This is a genomic window from Vulgatibacter incomptus (assembly GCF_001263175.1).
In the GTDB taxonomy this organism is placed as follows: Bacteria; Myxococcota; Myxococcia; order Myxococcales; family Vulgatibacteraceae; genus Vulgatibacter; species Vulgatibacter incomptus.
In genome coordinates this window covers 2014766-2036201 of the sequence record NZ_CP012332.1, presented here as the reverse complement: position 1 = coordinate 2036201, position 21436 = coordinate 2014766, and the positions used below count along the sequence as shown (strand labels likewise).

Here is a 21436-nt window from a genome sequence, read left to right as displayed (position 1 = left end):
TCCCTTTTTCGCGGCGGCCTGCCGCGTCGTGTATGCTCGGCCTTCACCTGATCGAGGATCCCACGCGACCATGGCGGACGATCGGCGAGCGGACCCCCTGGCGGACGACCGGGCACCCGTGCCCGACGAAGCGACGGCCGGCGCCTTCGCCGAGCATACGCCGGAGAGCCGCGTCGACGGCGGACGCATCCACGCCCGCATCCCGATCGAGCTGAAGGTGAACTACCGGCGGCTCAATACCTTCCTCTCCGACTACACCCGGAACATCTCGCGAGGCGGAACCTTCATCCGCACCGAGAAGCCGCTGGCGGTCGGGACGCTCTTCCGCTTCACGCTCTCGGTGCCGACGCGGCCAAGCCCCTTCGAGCTCGTCGGCGAGGTGGTCTGGGCGCGCTCGGGCGAGGCCGACCCCGGCATGGGGATCCGCTTCGTCTACACCTCCGACGAGGAGCGCCGGAGCACCGAAGAGTCCATGGAGCGCCTGCTGGTGGAGAACCTCGGCGCCTCGCTCTCCGAGAAGCTCCTGAGCCGGGGCACCGGCCGGCGCTGATCGCCGCTTCCACTGGCGCAACGCCGGGCCGGGCATCCGGCGACTCTGCCGCGCGGGGATGCGCCTCGAAAACACGAAGAGGGCGCCGCCTGGTGGCAGCGCCCTCCGTCGAGGCGAAATCGTGTAGCCGGGGGAGCTACTGCGCCCGGGTGCAGAACTTCGAGTTCTCGAGACGGCCGAGGTACCGGTTGTACTCCTCGGGCGAGAGCGTGTCGGCGAGGTAGTGCAGGAACTCGTCGTCGAAGACGAGGGCGCGGCAGCTGAACTTGCCGTTCTCCGAGGCGCAGTCCTGGTCGTTGATGCACTCGCCGGAGCAGTAGCCGCTCGGCTCCGTCTCGCTGGCGAGGTCGGGCTCCCCCCTCGAACGCACACAGGTGAGGTTGTCGCACTCGGCGGCGCCGAAGGAGATGTAGTCCTTCGCCTTACCCTGGTTCAGCTCACCGGCGGTCGGGTGGAAGCACTCCGGGTGCTGGGCGATGTCGTCGGGGCTCACGCCGCGGCAACCGGGGAGCGACTCGTCGAAGCGGTCCTTCTGGAGCTGGCAGGGGGCGCCGATGTCGGTGTCCACGCAGGAGCCCGCGGAGAGGAGGAGCACGGCGAGCCCACCGAGAGCGCAGCGGATCGAGGTCGAGAGTCGAGGGTGCATGGCCAAGCGGTAGCACAGCTCCAGGGGCAAGCTCAAGATTCCGAAAGATTCGCGTTTCGCGAGCCAGAGGCGAATCGCTCCCGCACTGGGGCGATGACTTCATTCCGCGGTGAGGCAATCTGCGACATGCTCGCACCCGATGTGGAGAAGCGGTCAGGAACCTTGCCCATCCGCGATCCACGCTGTAGCATCCGGCCATTGAAGATTTTGGACTATGGCGAGGAACGGCAGAGCTTCCGCGGGGCAAGGCCCCCCCGGCGCCCCAGCCGCCCGCCGGAGGACCCCTCTGGTGAAGAGTCAGCACGAGTGTCGCAGCGGCGGCGAGAGCGGGGAGTGATGAAGACGGAATCCCGGATTGCGCCCCGCGGAAGGGGAGTCGGCTTCCGAACGGCGGCCATCCGCTCGATCGGGCTCGCCCTGGCCCTGGTGATGGCCCCGCCGGCCCTCGCCCAGGAGCTCGGCCTCGACCTCTCGGACGATGGCGCCGACGAGGCGGCCTCGCCCCGCCAGCCGCCGCCCGTGTCGGCGGAGGAGCTGGCCGAACGGATGGGGGGCCGGATCCGCGAGTCGGCGCCGGAGACGGTCGTCGACGATCGCGTCAAGGCGGTGCAGCGGAAGCACTTCCTGAAGAAGGGGCGGCTCGAAGTGGCGCCGACCTTCGCGATGTCGCTGAACGACGCGTTCTATACGAAGATCGGCGGCGGCATCTCGGCGAGCTACCACCTGGCGGACTCGCTCGCGCTCTCGCTCCACTATGAGAAGTTCGGCATCTCGCAGACCGACAGCGTGCGGATCGCGAAGCGGGAGCTGAAGTCGCTCCTTCTCTCCTCCAAGCTCGACTGGAACGCGGGCCTCGACTTCGTGTGGACGCCGATCTACGGCAAGCTCTCCTGGTTCAACACCATCGTCCAGTACGACCTCTTCCTCATGACGGGCGTGGGCGCAGCGTGGTCCCAGACCTCCGGCGACCCGGTGGGCGACGGCGCGCACCCGGCGGTCGACATCGGCGTCGGACAGCGCTTCGCGGTGGCCGACTGGATGGCCTTCCAGTTCTGGGTGAAGCAGCTCCTCTACGCCGACAGGCCCCAGGACCGGCAGATCTCCGAGATCCAGAAGGTGCTGACGCTGAACGTCGGCCTCTCGTTCTGGATCCCCCCTCCTTCTCCTACGAGGCCCGGTAATGCATCGCTCCGTGCGCCTTTTCCCTGTTCTCCTCGTGCTGCTGGCCTGCGGCCTCGGCATGCCGGCCCGCGCCGACGACGACGCCGCCCTGGAGGCGGCTGCGGACGCCAAGGCGTCGAACGCCGTCGCCCCGCAGACGAACCTCGACCTCGACGAGCGGATCCGTCCGGTCTCGGGCCACCTCTTCCTGAAGGACGGCCGCCACGAGATCTCCCCGACGATCGCGATCTCGCTGGGCGATCCCTTCTACTCGAAGACGCTCTTCGGGCTGCGCTACGCCTACCACCTCGACGAGAAGTGGATGCTGGGCCTCAACGCGTCCTGGGCCACGAGCAGCCCGTCGGGTGCGGTCTCCCGCTGCGACTCGAGCGGCCAGGGCTGCCGCCTGCCCACCAAGGAGGAGCTGGTCCGGGCACCTGGAGACTTCGGCATCCTCGCCGGCGTCGACGCATCGTGGGCGCCGCTCTACGGGAAGATCTCGGTGCTGGCCGAGAGCGTCCTCCACTTCGACACCTACTTCCTCGCAGGTGCCGGCGTGATCGAGTCGAAGGTCGCGCCCCCCGGCGGAAGCGAGGTGGAGGCCAAGTTCCTGCCGGAGATCCACCTCGGCGTCGGTCAGCGCTACGTGCTGTCGCGCTGGGCCGCCCTCCGCCTCGAGATCCGCGACGTGATCTACCGCGTGGAGATCCAGGGGAAGACCGGGAAGGAGCAGAGCACGCAGAACCAGCTCCTCTTCGGCGTCGGCCTCTCCTTCTTCCTTGGGCAGGGAGGCGCGTGAGCCCCATGGAGCCCTTCATGCGCAACGTCCTGGCGGCGATGGCCGCCGTTCTCCTCGTCGCCTCGCCCCTGGCGGTGCACGCCCAGATCTCGTTCGAGGGCCTCGATCTCTCGGACGACTCGGACTCCAAGAAGCCGGCGCCCGCCCGGCGCGCCCCGCCGAAGCAGCAGCCCAAGCGGCGCGCGCCGCCGCCGCCGCCGCGCAAGTCGGCCCCCGCAGCACCTCCGGTGCAGGCCGCTCCGGAGGCGCCGGCCCAGCCGAAGGCCCTGCCTACGAGGCCCCCGCCGACGCTCTCGTTCGAGGGCTTCGACGTCACCGGCAAGACCGCCGACCGGCAGAAGCTCGACGCCGCGATGAGGCTCTTCCAGGAGAAGAGCTTCGAGACGGCGGCCCTCGGTTTCCACGAGATCCTCCAGGACCCGACCGCGGCGGATCAGCACCCCCAGGCGGAGTACCTCCTGGGCAAGTCGCTCTACCGCCTGGGGATGTACCACTCGTCCCTCTCGGTGTTCCGGCGGATCCTGGACCGCGGCGAAGCGCATCCGTACTTCGCCACGAGCCTCGAGTGGCTCTTCTTCATCGCCCACAAGGCGACGAACCAGACGGTGGTCCTCGACGAGATCGCCCGATTCGCCGGGGTCGAGTTCCCTGAGAAGTACCGGGACGAGTACCGCTACCTCCTCGCCAAGTACAACTTCGTGCGCGGCAAGGCCCTGCTCGACGCCGCTCAGGGCGTGGACGAGGCCGCGAAGCGCGGACACCTCCAGCAGGCGCAGGAGAGCTTCGACGAGGCGCGCAGGCTCCTCGCGATGGTGCCGCGGGGGTCGCGCTTTAACGCGAAGGCCCGCTACCTCGACGGCCTTACGCTCTACGTGAACGGGAAGTTCACGCCTGCACTCGAGGCGTTCAAGGACGTGGTCCGCGCCCTGAACCCGCGCAGGGGCGGCGTCGTCGACACCCAGCTCCGTGAGCAGGCGCTGATGCAGCTCGCGCGCATCCACTACGAGCACGGCCAGAACCGCTTCGCGGCCTTCTATTACAGCCGGATCGCCCGAGGCAGCGAGCAGTGGCTCCAGTCGCTCTACGAGGCGTCGTGGGCCCACTTCCGCCTCGGCGAGAACGAGCAGGCCCTCGGGAACATGATCACGCTCCAGTCGCCGTTCTTCCGGGACGAGTACTTCCCCGAGGCGATGGTGCTCCAGTCGGTGATCTACTACGAGAACTGCCGCTACCCGGAGGCCAACCGGATCGTCGAGGAGTTCCGGGCCCGCTACTACTCGCTCTACGCGGAGCTCGAGAAGATCCTGGCCCGCCCGTTCTCCACGCCGCAGGACTACTACGGCGTCCTCGCCGACCTGCAGAAGGACGAGAAGGGCGGAGAGACGAACCGGATGCTCCAGGGCATCCTTAAGCTCGCGCTCTCGGACAAGGAGCTCCGGCACCTGAACGACTCGATCCTCGAGCTCGAGGGCGAGCTGGACGGGATCGCCTCGCGCCGGGAGCTCTTCCGCTTCTCCGGCCTCGCGAAGAGCCTGATCGCGGACCTCGACGCCCAGCGCGTGGAGCTCCAGCGGAAGGCGGGCTTCTACGCCAAGCGCAAGCTCGAGAAGGAGCGCAAGGAGCTCGCGTCGCTCAACTACCGGGCCCTCGCGATCAAGGCGGAGATCGGCACGAGCGAGAAGGACGTCCTCGAGGCGTCGCTCAGCAAGGGCAAGCGTGTCTCCCCGATCGAGAACTACAAGTACTCCACCGCGGTGGACGACGAGCACGTGTACTGGCCCTACGAGGGCGAGTTCTGGCGCGACGAGCTCGGCACCTACCAGTACACCCTGACCAAGGGCTGCAAGGGGAGATGAGGATGCGTCTGATGCGATCGGCCGCGTGGGTGCTGGCCCTCGTCCCCGCCGTGGCAATGGCGGCGACCGGTGGAAAGGCTCCCGATCTCGGCCGGAAGACGGACTCCGGCGGCCCCTCGGTGGAGCTCGCCGGCGACATCACGCGGGCCAAGGTGGAGAAGGCGGAGGAGGAGCGGCCGAACCTCGGCTACGACACCTTCCGCTTCAGCGTCGAGCTCCAGCTCAAGGGCAAGCGCGCCGAGCTGATGAGGACGCTCGAGCAGATGGTCGACCTCAACGAGGACTCCCAGGAGAAGCCCGACCTCCTCTTCCGCCTGGCGGAGCTCTCGTGGGAGGAGTCGCGCTACTGGTTCTTCGAGGCCAACCGGCAGGACGATCGGGTCGCGCGCTGCAAGGAGACGAAGGAGCCGGGTTGCGACGCCGGTGCGGAGGCGGATCGCAAGGCCTTCCAGGACAAGAGCAACCAGTACCAGGACGCGGCGATCGCCCGGTACAAGGAGCTGATCCAGCAGTTCCCCGATTATTCGCGGGTCGACGAGGTCCTCTTCTACCTCGGCCACAACCTCTGGGAATCGGGGAAGGAGCAGGACGCGCTGGGCGCCTACAAGGCGTTGATCACCCGCTTCCCCCAGTCGCGGTTCGTCCCCGACGCGTATCTCGCCTACGGTGAATGGTACTTCAACAACTCGGACGGCAAGCGCGACATGCTCCAGAAGGCCCTCGAGGCCTACGTGAAGGCGTCGAGCTTCACCGAGTCGAAGGTCTACGGCTTCGCAATCTACAAGCAGGGCTGGTGCCACTACAACCTGGGCGACTTCCCCGCCGCGGCCGACAAGTTCAAGGCGACCGTCTTCTATGGCGAGCTGGCGAGCAACGTCGCCGGCGACAACAAGACCGCCCTGATCCGAGAGGCGCGCAAGGACTACGTGCTCGCCTACTCGCGCTACGGCGATCCCACCCAGGCGAAGCCGGCCTTCCTCCAGGTGGGCGGCGACGAGAACTGGTGGTCGATGCTCAAGAGCCTCGCCGGCCTCTACTACGACGACGGCAAGGACAAGGAGGCGGTGCTCGTCTACCGGCAGCTGATCCGCGAGAGGCCGCTCTCCCCGGAGGCGCCGTTCTTCCAGGCCCGGATCGTCGACGCGGTGATGCGCGTCGGCAACAAGCGGATCACGGTGGAGCAGGCTCGCCTGCTGGTGAAGATCTTCCAGGACGTCGAGCAGAGCGGGGCGATTCAGACCGACGAGGATCGGGCGACCCTCGATTCCGCCCGCAAGCTCAGCGAGCGGACCCTCTCGAACCTCGCGGTGGTCTGGCACAACGAGGGGAAGAAGACCCGCGACGAAGAGACGTATGCCTTCGCCAGCGAGGTCTACGGCGACTACTTCGCGATCTTCCCGGACTCGGAGAAGGCCTACAGCCTGCGCTTCTACCACGCGGAGCTACTCTACGATCAGCTCCACAACTACGAGTTCGCGGCGGACACCTATTCGAAGGTGGTGCAGCTGGACGTCGAGCGGATCGAGAAGGGCGAGGCGCCGGGCAAGTGGATGGTGCAGGCCCTCGAAGGTGCGATCTTCTCGAACGACGAGGTGGTGAAGAAGCTCGGTGACGAGCCCCTGCCCGAAGGCGCGGATCCGAAGAACCCGCTGCCGATCCCCGCGCCCAAGCAGGCTCTCCTCACGGCCTGCGAGAACTACCTGAAGTACGTCCCGAACGGGAAGAAGCGGGTGGAGGTGGCCTACAGGGCCGCCCAGATCCAGTACCGCTACAACCACTTCGAAGGCGCGGTGGCCCGGTTCTCGGAGATCGCGCTGGAGCACCCGGAGAACGAGCTCGCGGAGTACAGCGCGAACCTCGTCCTCGACGTGTTCAACCTGCTGGGCGACTACGAGAAGATCGACGAGTGGGCGAAGCGCTTCCACTCGGAGCCGCGCCTCGCCAAGGGCCCGTTCAAGCTCGAGCTCGAGCGGATCATCGAGAGGAACTCGTTCAAGCTCGTGGCGCTCCTCGAGAAGGAGGAGCGATACGGAGACGCCGGCGATCGCTACCTCTCCTTCGTCTCCGCCTGGCCCCGGAGCGAGCTCGCAGGCGAGGCCCTCTTCAACGCCTCGGTGGACTACTACAAGGCCGGCCGCATCGAGGACGCCCTCGCCACCCGCGACCGCCTGGTGCGGGACTACCCGCAGTCGAAGATGACGCCGATGGCGATCTTCCTGAACGCCTCGGTCTTCGAGGAGATCGGCGAGCTCGATCGCGCGGCGACCGGGTACGAGGCCTACGCCGCAGGCTACGAGCGCCAGCGCCCGCCGGCGCCGGCAAGGCGTGGAGCGAAGGCGCAGCCGCCGCCGAAGCCTGGACCCGAGTTCGAGGAGGAGAAGGCGAAGGCCGCGCTCTTCAACGCCGGCATCTTCCGCGAGGCCCTCGGCGACTTCCGCCGGGCGCAGAAGAATCGGGAGAAGTACCTGGACCTCTGGCCGAAGGCCGCCGACGCCGAGGCAATCTTCCTGTCGATCGCCGACCTCCACGAGAGGGCGGGCGCGTATCCGCAGGCGGTCCGCCAGCTCGAGCTCTACGAGAAGGAGTACGGCCGGAATCCCGGCAAGAAGCTCCTCGCCTGGTACCGGATCGCGAAGATCCAGGACGCGCGCGGCCAGAAATGGCAGGCGCAGAAGACCTACGAGAAGATCTGGAACACCTACCGGATCCTCCCCAAGGCCGTGCAGCGCTCGCTGTCCACCGAGCCGGGGAACGCCATGGAGGGCGTCGCGACGGCGCACTACCTGCTCGCGGAGCCGCTCTGGAAGGACTTCGCGAAGATCAAGCTGCGCCTCCCGGAGCAGGCGATGGCGGAGCGTCTCAAGGCCAAGGCCGCGGGCCTCCTCGAGGTGCAGAAGCGCTACACGGAGACGGTGGGATTCAAGATCCCCGGGCCCGCGCTCTGCGGCCTCACCCGGATCGGCCTCGCCTACCACGAGTTCGCGCAGACCCTCTATGACGCTCCGATCCCGAGGGGCCTCACGGAAGAGCAGGTCGACCTCTACCGCTCCGCCCTCGCGGAGCAGGCGAATCCGATCGAAGAGAAGGCGCAGGAAGCGCTGGCCACCGCCGTGGAGAAGAGCCGCGAGCTCGAGCAGGACAACGAGTGCTCGGCCGAGGCCCGCGGGCTCCTCGAGCAGTGGGCGCCGCATCGCTTCCCGCCGCTCCTCGGCGAGATCGCCCGGGTGGTCCCGGCGTCGACCCAGGCGCGCGGCAACGGGATCCTCGCCTCGATCCAGCCGATTCCGCCTCCTCCTCCCAAGGACGCCAAGGTGCCCGCGGTGGTGGAGGAGCGAGTCCCGAGCAGGAGCCCGGAGCCGGACGTGGCTCCCCAGCGCTCCAGCCGACCTTCGCTGATCTCTGGCGAGAAGGAGGCCCCGCTCGCCCCCAGGCAGAACCAGGACGACCTCGATGACGACGATCTGCTCTAGGACCATGATCCGCGAAGAGGCGGCCTCCAAGGCGTCGCTCGCCCGGCGACCGGGCGGCGGGAGCGCCGCGAGGCTCGCGGCGACGATCCTCGCGGCGGCCGCGCTGTTGGGCACGGGCGCCTGCTCGACGACTTCGGGCTCGAAGGCTGGTGTCGGCGATGGCCTGGCCAAGGGCGGCGAGGAGCGCTCGCCGGCGGCGAAGCGCAAGTTCGACGACGCGGTCCGCGCCTACGACGAGGGCAAGACGCTCAAGGTCGTGGACTGGGACCTCCTCGCCCGCAAGTTCGAGGCCGTGCTCGACGAGGACGACACCCTCGCCGAGGCGCATTTCAACCTGGGCGTGATCGACGAGCGGCGAGGAAAGCCCGACGCCGCGAAGAAGCGCTACGCCGCGGCGCTCGAGGCCAAGCCCTCGCTCTTCGTCGCTCGCGAGAACCTCGGCCTCCTGTTGGAGCGCGGCGGGGATCCGCAGGCGGCTGCCGAGCAATACAAGGCCATCCTCCGGGTGTACCCGGAGCACGCCGGCGCAAGGGCGCGCCTCGCCTCGCTCTTCCTTGCCGCCGGTGATCTCGAGCGGGCCAGGGAGCTCGCGCGGGAGGCGCTGCTGCGGGATCCGAAGAACCTGACGGCCCAGAAGGTCCTCGTTCGGGTCCACACCGAGCGAGGCCAGCTCGACGTGGCGCGGCTCATCGCGCGGCGCGCGGCGGAGCTCGACGCCACGGATCCGGAGATGCCCTGGCTCATGGGCCAGCTCCTCGAGAAGAAGGGGGAGAAGGAGCGGGCCCTGGCCCAGTACCGGCGCGCGCTGGAGGTCCAGGCCGACTTCCTGCCGGCCCGGGCGCGGCTCGCCAGCGATTCGCTGGAGCGGCGCAGCTACCAGGAGGCGGCAGTTCTCTACGAAGGGATCGTCCAGGCGGAGCCGAAAAACGCCGCCGCGCAGCTCGACCTCGGCACGGCGCTCTACGGATCCGGAAAGATCGACGAGGCGCTCGCGGCCTTCACGAAGGCGCAGGAGCTCGACTCGAACGACGCAAGGCCGGCGTTCTCGATCGCGGTGATCCTCCACCGGTCGAAGGATCAGCCGGAGGAGGCCCTGGCGTTCTACCGGCGCTTCATCTCGGGGTCGGCGGTCAACCTGCCGGGCGGGCATCCCGTGTTCGGGCTCATGCGCGAGTGTGAGCAGCTCGTGCACCTGAAGGCCGAGATGAAGGCGGCGGAGGAGGAGGCCCGCGCCGGGGCGGAGGCCGAGGCGAAGGCGACGGTCCAGGAGGCGGTGAGCGGCGCGTCGGCGAACGGCGCCGCCGAGGAGCGGTCGGCCCCGGCCCCGGCCCCGGTCGTCGAGAAGCGGCAGGCCGAGCCCGCCCGGGCATCGCAGGCGAACTCCGCCGCTCCGGCGGTCAGGGCGGACGTCGATCCCGACGAGCCCGAGGACGATTTCTAGTCATGGATGGGATCCACGAGACGTCGGCGCGACGCGCCGGAGGTTCCATGAAGCGCATGGGCGGCCTGATCGCAGGCCTTCTGCTCCTCTCGCCCCTCGCGGCCTCAGCCGAGGACCGGGTGGAGTACGAGAAGCACACCGAGATCAATTTCGAGGACGACACCATCCAGGGTGACCTCACCCGGCCCGACGGCGAGCTCGTCGACGCGAAGGGGAAGGTCACCCACTCCAACCTGGTGAAGGTTCGTGACACCTTCCGTGACCAGGTGCTGGAGTCGGTGGGAGAGCTCTAGGAGCGGCGCTGCCGCTCCTTTGGAGGGAAACATGGCGATTCCACTCAAGCTGCGCGTCTTCCGGGGCGGGGAGCTCGTCGCGACCAAGGAATTCCACCGCGACATCATCAAGATCGGCCGGCTGGCGACGGCGCACCTCTCGCTCGACGACGAGCGCGTCTCTCGCGTCCACGCGGTGATCGAGGTGGCCGCCGACGGCTTCTCGGTGATCGACATGGGCTCGGTGGAGGGCACGTTCGTCAACGGGAAGCGGGTGAGCAAGGCGGCGCTCTCGTCCGGCGACTCGATCTTCGTGGGCGACACGCGGATCGAGCTCGAGGTCTGCTCGGAGCAGCCCGCTGCCAATGCGGTCGCCATCGGCAGCCTCGCCGTGGCCACCGCGGCCGTGCCGGTGGCCCTGGCTCCCGCGATCGCTGAGGCACCGCCGGCCGCCACGCCCGTCGGGGCGCCTGAGGCCGTCGCGATGCCGGCGCCGGCTGGCGTCGCGGAGGAGGCCCCGATTCCGCTTGGCGCCGGCACGGGCTCGGATGGGCAGACGATTCCTGCGTCCGCCGGGATCCCGCTCCGCGCCGCCGTCCGCGCTTCCGGTCCGGAACCGACGCCGCCGACAGCCCGACCGTCGTCGACGCCGAACCCCTGGCCGAAGGGCGGGGCAGCGGCGCGCACCTCGTCGATGCCGAATCCCTGGCCCAAGGGTGCGGGCTCGAGGGCCCTGGCCCTGGACGCCCGGTTCTTCTGGGGCGACAAGCAGCTCGCCGTCGGCAGCTTCGACGGGGACGAGACCGTCTCCGTCGGCGACGCGAAAGACGCGACCTTCGCTCTGGAGGCTCCGAACCTCTCGACCAATCCGTTCCCCCTGGCCCGCCGGGTCGATGGCGCGTGGTACGTGCGCTTCGATTCCTCGATGGACGGCGAGCTCCTCCGCGACGGCAAGGTGGAGCGCCTGTCCGATCTCGCCCGTGCCCGCAAGGCGCGGCCGGCAGGCGAAGGGCTGATGGAGGTCGAGCTCCCGGAGGACGGCGCCGCCTGGGTCGACCTCGGGAACATCCGCGCCGAGCTCTGCTTCCGTCCGAAGGTGAAGCCCCTCCCGACCCAGTGGTCGGCGCAGATTGACTACAAGTTCGTGAATCTCTTGCTGGCCGTGTTCGCCATCTTCGGCGCGAGCATCATCGGCTTCGCGAACAGCGCGCGCGACGTGGACGTCACCGCCGACGACCTCTTCTCCAACCAGGCCCGCCTGACCAAGCTGCTCCTCACGCCCCCCGAGCAGCGCCAGAACCCCTTCCTCGAGAAGCTGAAGCTCAAGGCGCCCGACTCGGGCGAGAAGGCGGAGCGCGCCCGCGGCGATGAGGGGAAGATGGGCAAGCAGGACGCGCCCGAGCGGAACACGCGCTCGGCGCCCCGCGCCATCAAGCCGGACGACAAGGAGGTCGTGAAGAACCAGGGCCTCCTCGCGATGCTGGGAAGCGGCAGCAACGCAGGCCTCTCGACCATCGTCGGCAAGGCCGGCCTGGGCGGCGACCTCAAGGGCGCGATCGGCGGGATCACCGGCCAGGGCGTCGGCGACGCCCACGGCTTCGGTGGCCTGGGCCTCAAGGGCACGGGCCTCGGCGGAGGCGGGCAGGGGACCACCATCGGCGTCGGCGACGTGGGCACCAAGGGCCGCGGTGGCGGCCTCGGCGACTACGGCAAGGGCATGGGCGGCCTCGGGCAGAAGGGCGGCAGCGACGTCACCATCGACTCCAGCTCCGCCATCGTGGTCGGCTACGACAAGGAGCTCGTCCGCCGGGTGATCAACTCCCACCGCGCGCAGATCCGCTACTGCTACGAGAACGAGCTGATCCGGAACCCGAAGCTCTCCGGCCGCATCCAGGTGAAGTTCACGATCTCCGGGGACGGCACGGTGCCCTTCGCCCAGGTCACGAACAGCACCATGGGCAACGCGCAGGTGGAGAGCTGCATCGCGGCCCGGTTCCGGAGCTGGCAGTTCCCGCCACCGAAGGGCGGGGGCACCGCATCGGTGACCTATCCCTTCGTCTTCTCGCCTCCCACCTGATCGAAGCAGGGTGACGAGCGGCCGGCATCTCGATTGCCCTCGAGTGCCGGCCGTTATATAGGCCGCCGACGCGGCGGGGAATTTCGCAGCCCTTTGGGCCGATTTCCCTGCCGGCGTGAGGCGCTTTTTTTCGCCCGGACCAAGAGATTCGATGACATCCCCGGTTGCTCGACGTGACGACTCCCGGATCCCCACGCTGGGCATTCCGGGCTTTGCATACTCCGACCTCCACGAGCCTGCGGGACTCGCGCGGCTCCACCGCGCCTTCCTCGCCCTGCTCGTCCACAACGCGCCCGAGCTCGCGGCCCGCTTCGACGCCATCCGGCTCTCGGCCAACGGCGATCAGGCGCCCGGCGCCTCGGATCTCCTGATCGAGGTCGCAGAGCACGTGGGCTCCTTCGTGGCCCGGCTCTTCGGCGTCGAAGACCAGCGGCGTGAGCAGCGCGAGGCGGCGGGCGCCGAAGGCCCGGTCTTCCGCTTCAAGAACGAGTTCATGGTGAAGCGCGTCTTCCGACGCGGCGCCCCCGACCGGCCCGAGGCGGCGGAATTTCCCGCCCTCGACGCTGCCGCGGCGGCGCTCCTCGGCTTCCTGGCGCCGGGCATCGGCGAGGCGCAGGACGCCGAGCGCGCGCTCTCGCTCCCGATCTGCGAGCTCCTCGACCTGCAGAAGCTCTACGACCGGCGGCCGGCTCCCACGGCGGATCAGCTCCCGGCGGCCTTCGCCGAACGGTGCGCCGCGCTGCGTGAAGCGGCGAAGGCGAGCGGGCTCCTGGGCGGTCTCGTCGAGGGCGGCGCCGACGTGGACGGCATCGAGGGCGACGGCCAGCTCGTCCGCAACGCGCTGACCCTCCTGGATCGCTGGTGCTTCGCGCGCTCGCTCCACCCCGAGGGGAAGGAGCAGATCCGCGGCTGGTCCAGCTACAAGCTGCCCAAGAAGACCACCTACGAGGAGCTGGTGCACGTGAAGCGCCCGCTCCCGCTGATCCCGGAGGTGTCCGCCTCCCACGAGCTGCGGCGCCGGGACGGCTTCCGCCTCACGGACGGCGGCGCCACCTCGAGGCAGGTCCGCTCCGAGGTCGACTACTGCCTGCTCTGCCACGAGCGCGGGAAGGACTCCTGCTCCAAGGGCTTCCACGACAAGGCCGGCGGCTTCAAGAAGAACTCCCTCGCCATCGACCTGCACGGCTGCCCGCTCGAGGAGCACATCTCCGAGGGGCACGTCCTCAAGGCGCGGGGCGACTCCATCGCGGCCCTGGCGATGGTGTCGATCAACAATCCGATGTCGCCGGGCACCGGCCACCGGATCTGCAACGACTGCATGAAGGGCTGCATCTTCCAGACGCAGGAGCCGGTGAACATCCCGCTGGTCGAGACCTCGAACCTGCGGGACGTGCTCTCGATGCCCTGGGGCTACGAGATCTGGTCGCTGCTCACCCGCTGGAATCCGGTGAATCTGCGCCGTCCGTATGCGCTGCCGCACAACGGCAAGAAGGTGCTGGTGGTGGGCCTTGGCCCCGCCGGCTACACGCTGGCGCATCACCTCCTCAACGAGGGCTTCGGCGTGGTGGCGGTGGAGGGGCTCAAGGTCGAACCGCTCCCCGAGCGCTTCCTGGACGCGCCGATCCGCGACTTCGAGGAGCTCCGCGACGAGCTCGACCAGCGCGTCGTGAACGGCTTCGGCGGTGTGTCCGAGTACGGAATCACCGTCCGCTGGGACAAGAACTTCCTCACGGCGCTCTACCTGAACCTCGCCCGTCGCAGGGGCTTCGCGGCCTACGGCGGCGTGCGCTTCGGCGGCACGCTCACGCTGGACGACGCCTGGGGTTACGGCTTCGACCACGTGGCGATCGCGGCGGGCGCCGGGCGTCCGACGCTGGTGCGGATGAAGAACGGCCTCCTGCGCGGTATCCGCCAGGCGTCCGATTTCCTCATGGCGCTCCAGCTCTCCGGCGCCTTCAAGCGCGACTCCATGGCGTCGCTGCAGGTGCGCCTGCCGGCGCTCGTGATCGGCGGCGGCCTCACCGGCGTCGACACCGCCACCGAGCTTGCGGCCTACTACCCGATCCAGGTGGAGAAGACCCTCGACCGCTGGGAGAAGCTCCAGGCCGAGCTCGGCGTCCTCGCCGAGAAGGTCTTCGACGCGGAGGAGCGGGAGGTCCTCGCCGAGTTCCTCGAGCACGGCCGCGCCGTACGGGCCGAGAGGGTGCGGGCGCGGGCCGCCGGCGAGGAGCCCAACTTCGCGGGCCTGGTGCAGCAATGGGGCGGGGTCAGCCTCGTCTACCGCAAGCGCATGCAGGACGCCCCCGCCTACCGCCTCAACCACGAGGAGGTGGAGAAGGGCCTCGAGGAAGGCATCCACTTCGTCGAGTACATGGACCCGAAGGAGGCCGTCTCCGACGACCAGGGCGCGGTCCGCTCCGTGATCTTCGAGAGGCAGAAGCTCGTCGACGGCAAGTGGCTCGCCTCCGGTGAGCTCGTCGAGCTCCCCGCCCGGACCGTCTGCGTCGCGGCGGGCACCTCGCCCAACGTCACCTACGAGCGGGAATACGAAGGCTCGTTCCGCCTCGATCGCTGGGGCCAGTACTTCCAGGGCTACAGCGCGAAACGGCTCGCCGACGGCACCATCGAGCTCGCAGAGGCGGAGGCCCACCGGGACCTCTCGCAGGACGCCGGCTTCTTCACCTCGTACCTGTCTCCGGACAAGACACGCTGCGTGTCGTTCTACGGCGACAACCACCCCCAGTACGCGGGTTCGGTGGTGAAGGCGATGGCCTCCGCCAAGGACGGGCACGTCTTCGTGGCCGGCCTCTTCGAGGACGAGGTCGCGGGCCTTCGGGCCGAGGACCAGCCGCTGCGGGATCACGCCTGGGAGAGCTTCCGCTCGCGCCTCGACGAGGCGCTGCGCGCGAAGGTCGTCGAGGTGCGCCGGCTCACGCCGACCATCGTCGAGGTGGTGGTGAAGGCGCCCCTCGCCGCCGAGCACTTCAACCCCGGCCAGTTCTACCGGCTCCAGGCCTTCGAGAGCCGCGCGCCCGTCGTCGACGGGACCCGGCTCCTCACCGAGGGCCTCGCCCTCACGGGCGCGTGGGTCGACAAGGAGAAGGGCCTCCTGTCTTTGATCGTCCTCGAGATGGGCGGTTCCTCGCGCCTCGTGGCCGCGCTCCGCCCGGGCGAAGAGGTGGTCTGCATGGGACCCACCGGCGCCCCCACCGAGATCCCCTCCGGCGAGAGCGTGCTCCTGGCCGGCGGCGGCCTCGGCAACGCAGTGCTCTTCTCCATCGCCAAGGCGCTCAAGGAGAACGGCAACCGGGTGCTCTACTTCGCCGGCTACCGGAACCCGGACGACGTCTTCAAGCAGGACGAGATCGAGGCCGCCACCGACCAGGTGATCTGGGCCACCGATCGCGAGCCCGCGATCGCGCCGCGCCGGCCGCAGGATCGGTCCTTCGTCGGCAACATCTGCGAGGCGATGATGGCCTACACCCGCGGCGAGCTCGGCGAGTCGCTGGTGCCCATGACCGACATCGATCGGATCATCGCCATCGGCTCCGACCGGATGATGGCCGCCGTGAAGGCCCTGCGGAAGGGCGCGCTCGCGCCATACCTCAAGGAGACCCACGAGGCCATCGGCTCCATCAACTCGCCGATGCAGTGCATGATGAAGGAGATCTGCGCCCAGTGCCTCCAGCGCCAGGTAGGGCCGGACGGCAAGGAGCGGATCGTCTTCACCTGCATGAACCAGGATCAGAAGCTCGACGAGGTCGACTTCCCGTTCCTGGCGTCGCGTCTCCGCGCGAACGGCGTGCAGGAGAAGATCGCCAACCTCTGGCTCGATCGGTGCCTGAAGCTCTCGCGCCTCGAGCGGATCTAGCGCCTTGGGCGGCGGGCGATCGTCATCGGCTGCCGGCTCGCCGAGCCGGCAGGAGCGGCCTCGGGAGCGCACCAGCGTCGTTGAGCCCGGCTCCGTCGACGAGCCCCTCGTCCAGGGAGGCCGCTACGTCTTCGATGCGGACGACGGCTTCCGCGTGGTCTTCCGGCCCGCGGACCGCTGGCGTCTGCTCGCCGCGTTCGTCGTGACCAGCCTGGCGATCGTCGGGTTCACCGTGGCGATCCTCCTGCGTGAGCCGAAGTTCGAGCCGCTGGCCTGGGGGATCGCGGCCACCGGGGACTTCGCGGTGATCTGCGCGCTCCACATCGTCCGCATGGGCCTAGCGAAGGGCCGGATCGCCGTCGACGCCGCCGAGCAGCGGATCTTCCTCCCTCAGGGCGCCGAGGTCGCGTTCGACCGCCTCCGCTCGCTGAAGCTCACGCGCCGAGGCGGCCTCGCCGAGATCGTGCTCGTCCATGAGGAGGGCCTGATCCGCTTCGGGGCCAGGCCTGCGGCGGAGTCCGAGCTCGCGGCCGCCGCGATCGCGCGGATCACCGGCCTCCCGATCAATTAGCCCTCGGCGTCTTCTCCCATTTCAAGGAATCCGCAGGCTCGCTGGCCCTACGAGGGCCGTCGATCAGCGGAGGACGGGGTTCTTGGCGAGCTTGCGCTGGAGGGAGCGGCGGTGGATGCCGAGCGCCTTCGCTGCGTGGGAGACGTTACCGCCGCAGTCGTGGAGCACGCGCTGGATGTGTTCCCACTCGACACGGGCGAGGCTGGGGATGTCGCCGGGAGGTGCGGCGTCGTCCGCCTGGATGCCGTCGAGGGCCGCTCGGATCTGCTCCACGTCGGCGGGCTTGGCGAGGTAGTCGACCGCACCGAGGCGGACGGCCGCGACGGCGGTGGCGATGCTCCCGTAGCCCGTGAGGACGAGGATCCGGGTGGAGGGATCGATTTCGTGGAGGCCGCGAACCACGTCGAGGCCCGAGATGCCGGGCATGCGCAGGTCGACGATGGCCTGCTCCGGGCTCTCCTCCCGCGCGAGGCGGAGCGCCTCCTCGCCGTCGCCGGCGGTCCGGACCTCGAGGCCGCGCTCCGTGAGGGCGCGAGCGAGGCGGTTGCGGAAGATCTCGTCGTCGTCGACCACGAGGACGCTGGTCTTCATGCCGGCCCTCCGGGGAAGCCGAGGACGAAGGTCGCGCCCTCGCCGGGGCGGCTCTCGATCTCGAGCGAGCCGCCGCAGCGATCGGCGAGGTCCTGCACGAGGAAGAGGCCGAGGCCCATGCCGGCGCCAGGTGCCTTCGTGGTGAAGAAGGGTTCTCCCAGGCGTGAGACGTGCTCGGCGGCGATCCCGCGGCCCCGATCGGCGACCCGGAAGAGCACGAGTCCATCGGCTTCTTCGACGCGGACCGAGACGGCATCGGCGACGGAGCCGGTGCCCGCTTCGGCGGCGGCGTCGAGGCCATTTCGGACGAGGTTGGCCAGCGCCTGGACCAGGGCGTGAGGCGGAGCGACTACGGAGACCTTTCCGGAGGGCTCGTGGATCCGCACGGAAGCTGCGACGTCGCGGCCGAGGTCCGCCGCGAGTCGCTCCAGGATCGCGCCGGCTTCGATCGGACGGGGCCTCTCGCCTCGGCTGCTCCCGGCGTCGGCCGCCATGCGATCGAGGATCCGCCTGCAGCGCTCGGCCTCGCTGCGCAGGAGCGTCGCGTCCTCCCGGATCGCCGCGGCGTCGAGGGGGCGGCCACAGGCCCGTTCTAGCTCTCCGGCCACGATGGCGATGGTTCCGAGGGGCGTGCCGAGCTCGTGGGCGGCGCCCGCGGCAAGGGTGCTGAGCGATGCGAGCCTCTCGGCCCGGGCGGCCTGGCGCTGCAGAGCCTCGAGCTCGCGCTCCCGCCGCTCGAGGGCGCGGGCCATCCGGGCGACGAAGTAGCCGACGAAGCACGCGGCGAGTGTGTAGGAGATCCACATTCCGTGAAGGTGCACGGAGAAGTCCGCGCCATGGTGCGCGTGTGGATCGTGGGGCCCCGGGAAGAGGAAGAGGCTGGCGAAACTCGAGCTGGTCGCGAGCGAGAGGAGGAGCGCACCGCGGGTGTCGAGGAGGACGGCCGCGAGGGCCACGTGCACGAGGTAGAAGACGGAGAAGGGGTTGGCGGCTCCTCCCGAGAGCTGGAGCAGCCCGGTGAGGAGGAGGGTGTCGAGGAGGAGTACGCCGGCGACGATCGCCCGCGAACCGCTGTGCGCGCGCCGATGCCAGAGCGAGAGCCCCGCGTTGGTGGCGAAGGTCAGGCCGATGAGCGCCGCGAGCCAGGGGAGGGCGTCGGGCCTTCCGAAGAAGAAGGAGCCCGCGGCCAGGACGGCGAGCTGACACGCGCCTGCGCCCCAGCGAAGGCGAAGGAGCCACGCGAGGCCGAGGGCAGGGGCCGAGGGAGGCTCCCGCCTCGAGACCGCCGGCACGCCCGACTCGCCGGACGAGCCTGCTGCCGCGGCTGGAGGCGGCTGGAGCTCAGAGATCGTAGGCGACGCCCGCACCGAAGATCGGACCCTCCGTGTGGTGTCCGCTGAGCGCGTTCCATGCCGGAAGGCGCGCCGAGCCGAAGAAGACGAGATCCGTCACCGGACTCCATAGCAGCTCCACGGACCCGAAGGCGATCCAGCCGCCGGAGTCGGGGGAGGGCCCGGTCTCCTCGAGGGAGGTTCCGTCGACGCGGGCGTCGACGCCGGCCCGGACTCCCAGGGAGTCGAAGAGCTGGTGTTGTCCGGCCAGCGTGAGGCCCAGGGAGCGGCTCGCCCGCGTGGATTCGAAGCCGCTGGTGGGAACGGTGCCTCGGGCGCTGGCGTACACCGACCAGGGGAAATCGAACCAGGTGTAGGCGAGGCCCAGGCTGGGATCGAAGGAGCCGGTTCCCGACTGCAGCTCCAGCGGGAGGCTGCGCCCGCTGCCGTCCCGCTGGAAGGGCGAGGTGGGGAGGCGGACGCCGGTGAGCGCAGACACCAGGTGCCGCGGCGCGTACTCCCGATCTTGGAAAAGAAAGACGCGGGCGTGGAGCTCGAGGTCGCCGATCCCCGCCTGGTTGCGGTGGGCGAGGTTGACGTAGTCGATGGAGCGTGTGAGCCAGGGCACCGTGAGCAGCAGGAAGACGCTCTCGTGGGGCGCCCAGGCGAGGCGCGCCTCGAGGCGATCCTCGGTCAGCGCCAGCTCGTTCACGCCGGGCTCGCCGATGGAGTCGGTTCGATGGCGGGCCTCGAGGGAGACCCGCAGGCGCCCACCGAAGGGCTGCTCCGCCCCCATGGTGGTGAGGGTGGGATCGCCGCAGCTGCAGACCGCGCAGGCCTTCACCGGCATCGGGACGACGATGCCGGCGAGGGCGAGGCCGGCCGCAGCGGCGACCAGGACCTTCATTCGACGGTGGCCGTGAGCGACGCGCCGATGTTCGAGACCACCGCCTCGGCGAAGTCGTTCGGCGACATGGAGCGTAGGTCGAGGTCGTCGAACCAATGGGTCGGATCCTTGTGGATCGTGACGCGGGCGGAATGTCGTCCGCTGGCCGAGAGCTCGAGAGGAGGATTGAGAGAAATCGTGGCAGGCAGGGCCCTCGAGGAGATGATCTCGAAGGACATGACCTCGGTGGCGTCGTGAGCCTGGAACGTGCCCGCGAGGAACAGGGTCGTTCCGACCATGTCGACGTCGTCCGGTAGTCCCAGCGCGTCGTCGTCCGCGGCGGCGGCGGTGTAGAGGACGGCGCAGTAGAGACCGGGAGGCGGCTCGAGCGTGCCGATCTCAGCGGCACTTCCCTGCGGAGCCAGGAGCGACTCCACCAGGGGGATCGCGAGCTTCACCGGGCTCCCGTCGCCGTGGGCAAAGGCCCGCGGAACGAGCAGATCCAGGAGCCGGTCGCCGAGGCCGCCAGTGGCCGCGGAGTGATGCTGGCACGGCGGGAGCTCGACCAGGCCCGTCGCGAGGTAGCCGCGGGTGAGCTCGACCCGGTAGCCGAGGTTGGTCTCGATGATCCGGGTGCCGCCGGGCTGCAAGGGAGAGGACGGGCTCGCCGTGGCGATGTCGATGCGGAGGCCCGGATCGTCGGAGGCGGCGCAAGAAGCTACGAGACCGGCGGTAAGAATCGCGAGAAATCGATACATGTGACTCACTCCAGCCATGGATTCGAGAAGCGGGGATCGGTGAGGAACTCTCGATCGGTGAGGCTGCGCAGGAACTCGATGATGTCCGACTTCTCGTCCGGGCTGAGCTCGAAGCCGCGAACGAACTCGCTTCGGAGCGGGCTCTCTGCCCCGTTGCCCGCGTAGGGCCCGCTCTCGATCCGCCGGCCGCCGGCGGCGTAGTGGTCGATCGCGTCCTCGAGGGTGGCGACGCTGCCGTCGTGCATGTAGGGCGCACGGACCTCGATGTTCCGCAGGGTCGGGGCCTTGAACCGGCCCATGTCCGACGCCTTGCCCGAGATCTCCATGAGACCGGTGTTCTCCGGCGGGTACGCGCCCTCGCCGTCCAGGTTGTAGAGCGCCGTGTTGTGGAACATCACCTCTTCAATCTCCGTCCCCTGGTGTCCGACGGAATCAGAGAAATTGAAGCCACCGTGGCAGTGGAAGCACTCGAGGCGTTCGGAGAAGAAGAGGGCCATCCCTCGCTTGGTCGACTCCGAGATCGCGTCCCGCTCGCGGTCGTAGTTGTAGCGATCGAAGGGCGAGCGTCCCGAGAGGAGGGTGCGCTGGAAGGACGCGAGCGACTGGACGATGTGCTCGAGCGTGTATGGATCCTCGTCGCGCGGGAACGCCGCGGCGAACATCGCCTGGTAGCGCGGCTCGGCGCGGAGCCTCTCCAGGAGCTCGCCCTCACGGCCCGAGAGCCCGAGCTCCACCGGGGTCTCGCCGAACATGGGCACGAGGGCCTGCTGCTCCAGGGAGCGGAGCAGGTCGTTGGCCCACGTGAGGGTGTTGGCGTAGGCCACGTTGACGAGGCTCATGGAGGCCCGCGGGTGGAGCTCGCCCGTCGAGCCGATCGCCCGCGCCCTGCCGTCGGTGAAGGCCAGCGCCTGCTCGTGGCACGACGCGCACGAGAAGGTCTCGTTGCCGGAGAGGCGCACGTCGTAGAAGAGGTGGCGGCCCAGCTCGACCTTCTCCGCCGACATCGGGTTCCCTTCCGGCACCCGGGGAACGGGGAAGCCGGGAGGCAGGTCCCAGACGTAGGGAGCGGAGTCGACTCCGGAGCCGCTCGAGGACGTGCCGCAGCCCGCCGCCGCAAGGACGGCGAGGACGAGGAGAGGGATCCGACGCATCGGGC

General features: G+C 69.4%; 15 protein-coding genes and 1 pseudogene. 10 read left to right on the top strand and 6 right to left on the bottom strand.

Going from position 1 to position 21436, the window contains the following annotated elements:
• Positions 1-70: 70 nt before the first annotated feature.
• Positions 71-550 (top strand): TIGR02266 family protein, encoded by a 480-nt coding sequence (locus AKJ08_RS08335; RefSeq protein ID WP_082342936.1) that lies wholly within the window; start codon positions 71-73, stop codon positions 548-550.
• 136 nt (positions 551-686) lie between these two features.
• Here the strand turns inward: AKJ08_RS08335 and cglC are convergent, their stop codons facing one another.
• Positions 687-1196 carry an adventurous gliding motility lipoprotein CglC gene (gene cglC, locus AKJ08_RS08330; RefSeq protein WP_050725640.1) on the bottom strand — a complete coding sequence of 170 codons (510 nt, stop codon included), beginning with the start codon at positions 1194-1196 and terminating at the stop codon, positions 687-689.
• 93 nt (positions 1197-1289) lie between these two features.
• Between cglC and AKJ08_RS20885 the strand changes: the two are divergent.
• The 9 genes and pseudogenes from AKJ08_RS20885 to AKJ08_RS08285 form a co-directional block, all read left to right on the top strand.
• Positions 1290-2333 (top strand): annotated as a pseudogene (locus tag AKJ08_RS20885) (outer membrane beta-barrel domain-containing protein); the annotation flags it as partial.
• Positions 2334-2376: 43 nt separating this feature from the next.
• Positions 2377-3156: an outer membrane beta-barrel domain-containing protein gene (locus tag AKJ08_RS20370; protein WP_050725638.1), complete on the top strand. Its 780-nt coding sequence runs from the start codon at positions 2377-2379 to the stop codon at positions 3154-3156.
• Between the two features lie 17 nt (positions 3157-3173).
• Positions 3174-5012 (top strand): adventurous gliding motility protein GltC, encoded by a 1839-nt coding sequence (gltC, locus tag AKJ08_RS20365; RefSeq protein WP_240475470.1) that lies wholly within the window; start codon positions 3174-3176, stop codon positions 5010-5012.
• A gap of 11 nt (positions 5013-5023) precedes the next feature.
• Complete coding sequence (locus tag AKJ08_RS08310; protein WP_169788779.1) at positions 5024-8482, top strand: tetratricopeptide repeat protein; 3459 nt, start codon at positions 5024-5026, stop codon at positions 8480-8482.
• A gap of 4 nt (positions 8483-8486) precedes the next feature.
• On the top strand, positions 8487-9923 hold the full coding sequence (gene gltE / locus AKJ08_RS08305) for an adventurous gliding motility TPR repeat lipoprotein GltE (RefSeq protein WP_050725635.1): 1437 nt from the start codon (positions 8487-8489) through the stop codon (positions 9921-9923).
• A gap of 47 nt (positions 9924-9970) precedes the next feature.
• On the top strand, positions 9971-10216 hold the full coding sequence (cglF, locus tag AKJ08_RS08300) for an adventurous gliding motility protein CglF (RefSeq protein WP_240475469.1): 246 nt from the start codon (positions 9971-9973) through the stop codon (positions 10214-10216).
• 31 nt (positions 10217-10247) lie between these two features.
• Entirely contained in the window at positions 10248-12272 is a 2025-nt protein-coding gene (gltG, locus tag AKJ08_RS08295) for an adventurous gliding motility protein GltG (RefSeq protein WP_050725634.1), read from the top strand.
• A 151-nt stretch (positions 12273-12423) separates the two neighbouring features.
• Positions 12424-16143, top strand: a complete 3720-nt coding sequence (locus tag AKJ08_RS08290; protein ID WP_050725633.1) for an FAD-dependent oxidoreductase — start codon at positions 12424-12426, stop codon at positions 16141-16143.
• 4 nt (positions 16144-16147) lie between these two features.
• Positions 16148-16714, top strand: coding sequence for a hypothetical protein (locus tag AKJ08_RS08285; RefSeq protein ID WP_050725632.1), 567 nt, complete (start codon positions 16148-16150; stop codon positions 16712-16714).
• A 63-nt stretch (positions 16715-16777) separates the two neighbouring features.
• On the opposite strand, the gene AKJ08_RS08280 is transcribed toward AKJ08_RS08285, so the two are convergent.
• The 5 genes from AKJ08_RS08280 to AKJ08_RS08260 are packed head-to-tail and all read right to left on the bottom strand — an operon-like array spanning position 16778 to position 21431.
• Entirely contained in the window at positions 16778-17305 is a 528-nt protein-coding gene (locus tag AKJ08_RS08280; RefSeq protein WP_050725631.1) for a response regulator transcription factor, read from the bottom strand.
• On the bottom strand, positions 17302-18672 hold the full coding sequence (locus tag AKJ08_RS08275; RefSeq protein ID WP_050725630.1) for a sensor histidine kinase: 1371 nt from the start codon (positions 18670-18672) through the stop codon (positions 17302-17304). The genes AKJ08_RS08280 and AKJ08_RS08275 overlap by 4 nt, the downstream gene beginning before the upstream one ends.
• Positions 18647-19543, bottom strand: a complete 897-nt coding sequence (locus tag AKJ08_RS08270; RefSeq protein WP_050725629.1) for a hypothetical protein — start codon at positions 19541-19543, stop codon at positions 18647-18649. Before AKJ08_RS08270 ends, AKJ08_RS08275 begins: the two co-directional genes overlap by 26 nt.
• On the bottom strand, positions 19540-20280 hold the full coding sequence (locus AKJ08_RS08265) for a hypothetical protein (RefSeq protein WP_050725628.1): 741 nt from the start codon (positions 20278-20280) through the stop codon (positions 19540-19542). The genes AKJ08_RS08270 and AKJ08_RS08265 overlap by 4 nt, the downstream gene beginning before the upstream one ends.
• A 5-nt stretch (positions 20281-20285) precedes the next feature.
• The gene (locus tag AKJ08_RS08260) at positions 20286-21431 is read right to left on the bottom strand and encodes a methanobactin export MATE transporter MbnM (protein ID WP_050725627.1); all 1146 of its coding nucleotides are present in this window, start codon (positions 21429-21431) and stop codon (positions 20286-20288) included.
• Positions 21432-21436: the final 5 nt, after the last annotated feature.

What these genes read in the sequence shown, in the direction of transcription:
- AKJ08_RS08335 (WP_082342936.1), top strand. Translation starts at nt 71, where the DNA reads ATGGCGGACGATCGGCGAGCGGACCCCCTGGCGGACGACCGGGCACCC.
- cglC (WP_050725640.1), bottom strand. Translation starts at nt 1,196, where the DNA reads ATGCACCCTCGACTCTCGACCTCGATCCGCTGCGCTCTCGGTGGGCTC.
- AKJ08_RS20370 (WP_050725638.1), top strand. Translation starts at nt 2,377, where the DNA reads ATGCATCGCTCCGTGCGCCTTTTCCCTGTTCTCCTCGTGCTGCTGGCC.
- gltC (WP_240475470.1), top strand. Translation starts at nt 3,174, where the DNA reads ATGCGCAACGTCCTGGCGGCGATGGCCGCCGTTCTCCTCGTCGCCTCG.
- AKJ08_RS08310 (WP_169788779.1), top strand. Translation starts at nt 5,024, where the DNA reads ATGCGATCGGCCGCGTGGGTGCTGGCCCTCGTCCCCGCCGTGGCAATG.
- gltE (WP_050725635.1), top strand. Translation starts at nt 8,487, where the DNA reads ATGATCCGCGAAGAGGCGGCCTCCAAGGCGTCGCTCGCCCGGCGACCG.
- cglF (WP_240475469.1), top strand. Translation starts at nt 9,971, where the DNA reads ATGAAGCGCATGGGCGGCCTGATCGCAGGCCTTCTGCTCCTCTCGCCC.
- gltG (WP_050725634.1), top strand. Translation starts at nt 10,248, where the DNA reads ATGGCGATTCCACTCAAGCTGCGCGTCTTCCGGGGCGGGGAGCTCGTC.
- AKJ08_RS08290 (WP_050725633.1), top strand. Translation starts at nt 12,424, where the DNA reads ATGACATCCCCGGTTGCTCGACGTGACGACTCCCGGATCCCCACGCTG.
- AKJ08_RS08280 (WP_050725631.1), bottom strand. Translation starts at nt 17,305, where the DNA reads ATGAAGACCAGCGTCCTCGTGGTCGACGACGACGAGATCTTCCGCAAC.
- AKJ08_RS08270 (WP_050725629.1), bottom strand. Translation starts at nt 19,543, where the DNA reads ATGAAGGTCCTGGTCGCCGCTGCGGCCGGCCTCGCCCTCGCCGGCATC.
- AKJ08_RS08265 (WP_050725628.1), bottom strand. Translation starts at nt 20,280, where the DNA reads ATGTATCGATTTCTCGCGATTCTTACCGCCGGTCTCGTAGCTTCTTGC.
- AKJ08_RS08260 (WP_050725627.1), bottom strand. Translation starts at nt 21,431, where the DNA reads ATGCGTCGGATCCCTCTCCTCGTCCTCGCCGTCCTTGCGGCGGCGGGC.